3 protein-coding genes are annotated in these 5,535 nt (G+C 53.7%); 2 read left to right on the top strand and 1 reads right to left on the bottom strand.

From position 1 onward, the window contains the following. A partial coding sequence (gene gyrB / locus OB13_RS20015; RefSeq protein WP_461491954.1) for a DNA topoisomerase (ATP-hydrolyzing) subunit B occupies positions 1–1,827 on the top strand: 1,827 nt, incomplete at its 5' end. Between the two features lie 239 nt (positions 1,828–2,066). Here gyrB and OB13_RS20020 read toward each other — a convergent pair. Next, positions 2,067–2,999, bottom strand: a complete 933-nt coding sequence (locus tag OB13_RS20020) for a DUF5996 family protein (RefSeq protein WP_461491955.1) — start codon at positions 2,997–2,999, stop codon at positions 2,067–2,069. A 275-nt stretch (positions 3,000–3,274) separates the two neighbouring features. Here OB13_RS20020 and ppk1 point away from each other — a divergent pair, with 275 nt between their 5' ends. Continuing rightward, on the top strand, positions 3,275–5,380 hold the full coding sequence (ppk1, locus tag OB13_RS20025; protein ID WP_461491956.1) for a polyphosphate kinase 1: 2,106 nt from the start codon (positions 3,275–3,277) through the stop codon (positions 5,378–5,380). Positions 5,381–5,535: the final 155 nt, after the last annotated feature.

A 5,535-nucleotide genomic window follows, 5' to 3' on the forward strand; every position in this document is an offset into this window, starting at 1 on the left:
CTGGTGTGGGAGGTAGTAGATAACTCTATTGATGAAGCCCTGGCCGGTCATTGCGACACGATCAACGTTTCCATAAATCCAGATAACTCTGTAACCGTGTCCGACAACGGGCGGGGTATCCCGACAGACTTCCACCACAAAGAAGGCCGCTCGGCCCTTGAGGTGGTCATGACAGTGCTGCACGCGGGAGGTAAATTCGACAAAGATACCTACAAAGTCTCCGGTGGTCTGCACGGCGTGGGTGTATCCTGCGTGAACGCGCTGTCTACGGACCTGCACGTTACCGTGCATCGCAACGGGAAGATATTTGAACAGCACTACAACATCGGTGCGCCGGCTTACCCCGTGCGCGAGATCGGTACGACCGACAAAACAGGTACTACGGTACAGTTTAAGCCGGATGATTCCATCTTCACGACGACCGAATACAAGTACGATACCATTGCCGGCCGTCTGCGCGAGCTGTCCTTCCTCAACAAAGGCATCCGCATTAACCTGCAGGACCTGCGTGAACTGGATGAACAAGGCCAGCCGGTGCTGTCCGAGACTTTCTACTCCGAAGGTGGCCTGAAAGAGTTTGTGGCCTACCTGGATGAGACACGCGAGAACCTGATACCGGAGCCGATCCACATCGAAAGTGAGAAAAACGGTGTGCCTGTAGAAATTGCCCTACAGTATAACACCTCTTATACCGAGAACATTTTCTCGTATGTGAACAACATCAACACCATCGAGGGGGGAACGCACGTAGGTGGTTTCCGCCGCGCGCTGACCCGTACCCTGAAGGCTTACGCCGACAAATCGGGTATGCTGGACAAGGTGAAGATCGAGATCGCCGGTGATGACTTCCGGGAAGGCCTGACAGCGGTTATTTCTGTGAAAGTGCAGGAGCCGCAGTTCGAAGGACAGACCAAAACCAAATTGGGTAACTCGGATGTGGGTGGTGCGGTAGATATCGCGGTAGGCGAAATGCTGAACCAGTTCCTGGAAGAGAACCCGAAAGAGGCACGCATCATCGTGCAGAAGGTGATACTGGCCGCACAGGCCCGTTTCGCAGCCCGCAAGGCCCGCGAGATGGTGCAGCGTAAGAGCGTGTTATCCGGCACCAGCCTTCCTGGTAAGCTGGCCGACTGCTCCGACAGCAACCCGGAGAACTGCGAGATCTACCTGGTGGAAGGGGACTCAGCGGGCGGTTCTGCTAAGCAGGGCCGTAACCGTCAGTTCCAGGCGATCCTGCCGCTGCGCGGTAAGATCCTGAACGTGGAAAAAGCGCAGGAACACCGCATTTACGAGAACGAAGAGATCAAGAACATGATCACGGCGTTTGGCGTGAGCTTTGGTACGGCAGATGGCGAAAAAGCCCTGAACATGGAGAAGCTGCGTTACCACCGTATCATCATCATGACGGATGCGGACATCGACGGATCACACATCCGTACGCTTATCCTGACGTTCTTCTTCCGCTACATGCGCGAGCTGATCGAGAACGGGTATGTGTACATTGCCCTGCCGCCGCTATACCTGGTAAAGAAAGGAAAAGAAGAGCGCTACTGCTGGAGTGAGCAGGATCGTTTGGAAGCGATTGCCGAGCTTGGCAAAGGAAGAGAAGACAGTGTTGGGGTGCAGCGCTACAAAGGTCTTGGTGAAATGAACCCGGAACAGCTCTGGACCACCACCATGAACCCGGAAGTGAGAAGTTTGAAGCAGGTGAGTATTGACTCGGCTGCCGAAGCAGATCACCTGTTCTCAATGCTGATGGGTGATGAGGTAGGTCCTCGCCGCGATTTCATTGAGCGCAATGCCAAGTATGCCCGTGTAGACGTGTAATTTCTTGAACGTATAAACCAGCAGCGGCTGCACTTCTTTAGGAGGTGCAGCTGCTGCTGGTTTATAGCCTGTCCGCAAGCTGCGGTTGCAGTAGCTACAGCGAAATAGCCGCTTCAGGTATAGCTATCCCTATACCTATACCTTACAACCAGGGACAGTACTGCTTAGTGGAGATAACGAAAAGCTAACACTAAAAGCGTCGGGACAGCGACAAGGTATAGTCTTGCGGGCGTATTGTCTCAGTCATGTGTCACCCGGAGTTCTTCCACGGGCCATCCGGCACCTTTCGCTCCCGCCTGGTAGGCACTTTCCAGGAAGTCTAGGAGGGCCTGGCGGGGATTCTCCTCCTGCCGCAGGTCTTCATAAGGGAGCAGCGCCATTGGGCTGCCATTGGAATCGACCCAGCTGGCCGCAGCAGGCTGCAGGGGCTCGTTTTCTATACCTGGCGGCGAAGGGAAGGTATAGGAATAGAAAGCCGGGAAGCGCACCTGTTCATCGCCGGGCCAGAAGCCAAAGCTGATCACCTCATGCGAATAAGCTTCCCGCTCCACCCGGCTTGCCTCCGACCGCACCGGTACTTTTTTACCGGAAAACCGGGTCATGGTCAGGTCGATGTGGTGCCAATAGAGCTGCACCGGGCAGGCCTTGCCATAAAAGCGGCCACTGAATTCTTCCATCACCTCGTCCACCATGCTCAGTATCCGCCAGTAGTTGTGCACCTGCTCGGGGTGGTAGGTGGCGTGGGTGTGATCTTCGGCAAACGGGATCTTACTTTTGTTGTCGTAAGGTTTTGCCAGAATTTCTACCTGGATGCCCAGCACGTCCAGCGACTTCATCACAGCCGTGTAAAACTCCGCTACACTCAGCCCGTCCTGCAGTTTGATCTGTTCCGTAGCGCCGGTGCTGGTCCGGATCAGGAGCTGGTGGTCGATAAAATCAAACTCGATTTCGAAGGTATAGAACCGGTACGGGACAGGGCCCGTGGTTAGGCCGCGCGATGTCAGGTATAAGGTCACATGCCACCAGTGGTTTTTGGGCGGCATCAGGGTGAGGCGGATCTTCCCGATGATCTGCAGGTAAAGGTGCAGGGTATCTTTTGTCGCTTCCCACTCCTCCAAAGGCAGGGGAGGAAGTTCGAACTCGCTGGTATCCGGTGTCTGATTTAGTTGCATGATACTCATTGTTTTATACTGTTTTTATACAGACGCCCGGCCGATAAGTTTTATCTTTCCCGGAAAGTACTTCTGGCAGCGCCCGAGCGTTTACCGGTAAGGGGCTCTTTTTCCAAAAACAATTGCACAAGCTTTCGGCAAAACGTGTGACAAATTCATCTACAAAATTTATATTAGCAGTTGGGCAGCCCGGCTATTCTGCTCGCATACCTTGGCCCGCTGCCGGGGCCGTAGGTAGGAGGAGTGGCAAGAGGCAGTCTTTAACATCTGAAAACATGCTAGTCAATAAGGTTTCTGACCAAATCAAGAAAAGTAAATACATCAGCCGCGACCTGAGTTGGTTGCGATTCAATTACCGTGTGCTCGACCAGGCACGGGATACGAGCCGCAGCTTGTTTGACAGGCTTAAGTTTATGGCCATCACGGCCTCCAACCTGGATGAGTTCTTCATGATCCGGGTAGGCAGTTTGTACAACTACATCGACTACGGCAAGGAGCGCCTCGACTATTCGGGCCTGCGCGAAATGCCCTTCCGCAAAAAGCTGCTCGACTACGCGCACCGGTTTGTAAACGATCAGTACCTGACTTTCAACAACGAACTGATGGAGCTCTTCGACAAGAGCGGCTTCGACATACTGAAGGTAGAGGACCTGACCGAGATCGAACAGAAGAAGGTAGACAGCTATTTCAAAAACACGATCTACCCGCTGCTCACCCCCATGGTGTATGACAATTACCATGGATTCCCGCTGCTCATGAACCAGCTGCTTACCTTTGGCGTGGTCACCCGCACGACAGAGGAGATAAAAGCGCAGGACCGGGTTACGTTTGTGCAGATACCCCAGAACCTGGCGCGTTTTTACGAGATCAACCGCAAAGACAAGATCGTATTCGTTCCCATCGAAGAGATCATCCGCTGGAAGATCAAAAAGCTTTTCCGCAACGTGGAGATCGTCTCTGCCAACCTCTTCCGCATCACCCGCAACGGTGATTTCACCCTCGAAGAATCGGATGATATCGAAGCAGACTTTGTGCAGGAGATCAAGTCGAAACTCAAAACCCGCAAGAAGGGCCGTGTGGTGCGCCTGGAAATAGAGCGCAATCCGTCGCAGTTTATGATGAAGGTGCTGAAGGAGCGCTGGGTGATCGACAATGCCAATGTATTCACGATCACCAGCATGATCGACCTGCGCGGCCTGTGGCAGATCATCAACCACCGGCAGTTCCGCGACAAAGGGGCAAAGCAGCCTGCTTCGGTGACACCGCTCAGTTTGCCGGGCGATGGAGTGGACATGTTCCAGTACCTGAAGGAGCACGATGTGCTGCTGCACCACCCCTATAACAACATGGAGCCGGTTGTACAGCTGCTGGAGCGCGCTGCCGAGGACCCTTACGTGCTGGGCATCAAACAGACCATTTACCGCCTGGCGGACCAGTCGCGGGTAACGGCCGCCTTGCTGAAAGCCGCCGAGAACGGCAAGCACGTGTCGGTGTTGTTTGAGGTGAAGGCGCGCTTTGATGAGGAGCGTAACCTCCGCGAAGGAGAGCGACTGGAGAAAGCCGGCTGCTTTGTGATCTACGGCATCAGCAAGTATAAGACGCATACCAAGATGCTCATGATCATCCGTAAGGAAGGGGAGAAGGTGACGCGTTACGTGCACATCGGCAGCGGCAACTACAACGAGCAGACAGCCCGCTTGTACACGGACGTGAGCCTGCTGACGACCAACGAGGTATATGCGCATGACGTTTCGGAGTTCTTCAATGTCATCACAGGGCACTCCCGGCCAAACGAATACAAGTACCTGCTCACGTCCCCGAAAGGTATGCGCTCGCAGCTCATTGAGCTCATCCGGCACGAGGCCCGCAATGCCAAGAAAGGACTCAAGAGCGGCATCGTGATCAAGATAAACTCCCTGGAAGACAAAGAGGTAATCGATGAGTTCTACAAAGCTTCCAGAGCCGGCGTTCCGATCAAGCTGATCGTGCGGGGTATCTGTTGTCTGCGCCCGGAGCGGGAGGAGCTGAGCGAGAACATCACCGTGAAATCCATAGTAGGAGAGTACCTGGAGCATAGCCGTATCTATTACTTCCACAACAACGGCGAACCGAAGGTATACAGTGGCAGCGCCGACATCATGGTGCGCAGCTTTGACCGCCGCATCGAAGCCCTGTTCTTGATCGTGAATGAAGAACTGCAGAAAGAAGCCATCAACATCCTGTACTACAACCTGCTTGACAACCAGAACTCCTACATCATGCGCGAAGACGGCACCTACGCCAAAAAACGCCCTGCTACGAATGAAGAAGCTGTCGATGTGCACAAGGTATTTTACAAGAAAGTATTTGAAGAGGTGAAGGAAGAAGTAGAGCTGATCTAACTTTCTTCTGTTGCTAGCCTGTCTAAGTCCTCCCCTGTTTTCAGGGGAGGACTTTTTATTTTCTTTCTCGGAGGACTGGCAGCTATACCTGCTCCAATCACTTCTACCGCAGTTCCGGGTCCAATCACCCCTGCCCCTCAGAGCTACGCTCGCAA

Source organism: Pontibacter sp. HJ8 (genome assembly GCF_054824225.1).